The following is a 752-nucleotide window of genomic DNA, read 5'->3' as shown; positions in this document are numbered from 1 at the left end:
GTGACCGAGGAGACCACGACGGGCGTGCACCGCCTGTACGAGATGCAGCGCGACGGCGTTCTCCTGTTCCCGGCGATCAACGTCAACGACGCGGTGACGAAGTCCAAGTTCGACAACAAGTACGGCTGCCGTCACTCGCTCATCGACGGCATCAACCGTGCCACGGACGTGCTGATCGGCGGCAAGACCGCGGTGGTGTGCGGGTACGGCGACGTGGGCAAGGGCTGCGCGGAGTCGCTGCGCGGTCAGGGTGCCCGGGTGATCGTCACCGAGATCGACCCGATCTGCGCGCTGCAGGCGGCGATGGACGGCTACCAGGTCACGACCCTGGACGAGGTCGTCGACAAGGCCGACATCTTCATCACCACGACCGGCAACAAGGACATCATCATGGCCGCGGACATGGCCAGGATGAAGCACCAGGCCATCGTCGGGAACATCGGTCACTTCGACAACGAGATCGACATGGCCGGCCTGGCCAGGGTGCCCGGCATCGTCAAGGACGAGGTCAAGCCGCAGGTCCACACGTGGACCTTCCCGGACGGCAAGGTGATCATCGTGCTGTCCGAGGGCCGTCTGCTGAACCTGGGCAACGCCACCGGTCACCCGTCGTTCGTGATGTCCAACTCGTTCGCGGACCAGACGCTGGCCCAGATCGAGCTGTTCACCAAGCAGTCCGAGTACCCGGTCGGTGTGTACACGCTGCCCAAGCACCTCGACGAGAAGGTCGCCCGTCTCCACCTGGACGCCCT

Annotated in this window: 1 protein-coding gene; it reads left to right on the top strand. The window is 64.9% G+C overall.

Annotated features, from left to right (window positions below; genetic code table 11):
* On the top strand, positions 1 to 752 hold a 752-nt coding region (locus tag Q8A52_RS48880; RefSeq protein WP_316765160.1), incomplete at both ends, for an adenosylhomocysteinase.

The organism is Streptomyces herbicida (assembly GCF_032656585.1).
GTDB classification, from domain to species: domain Bacteria; phylum Actinomycetota; class Actinomycetes; order Streptomycetales; family Streptomycetaceae; genus Streptomyces; species Streptomyces herbicida.
The sequence above is the reverse complement of the archived record's forward strand: the minus strand, read 5'-3'. Positions and strand labels throughout refer to the sequence as shown.